Origin of the sequence: Halomicronema sp. CCY15110, from assembly GCF_016888165.1 — a bacterium.
Classification (GTDB): Bacteria; Cyanobacteriota; Cyanobacteriia; order Phormidesmidales; family Phormidesmidaceae; genus Halomicronema.
Genome location: NZ_JACSWC010000024.1, coordinates 1 through 217 on the forward strand (window position 1 = coordinate 1; position 217 = coordinate 217).

Genomic DNA, 217 nt, shown 5'->3' on the forward strand with positions numbered 1-217 from the left:
TACTCGCTGCGGTGACGAATACCCCCATCACCAACCCCAAGGTCTCCACCGCCAGAAAGCGCTTACGCCCTTTAATCGGTTTCCCGGCGTCGTCGCCAACGGCTTCATTCACGCCGGCGGCACTTTTCACACTTTGACTGTCAATCACCGCCTCCGACGGACTCCTCTGGCGACCTGGCTCGATGCGATACCACTCCCGCAACCGGTCATGAATCCG

General features: G+C 59.9%; 1 pseudogene. It reads right to left on the reverse strand.

Going from position 1 to position 217, the window contains the following annotated elements:
* Positions 1-217 (reverse strand): annotated as a pseudogene (locus tag JUK32_RS28555) (IS5/IS1182 family transposase); the annotation flags it as partial.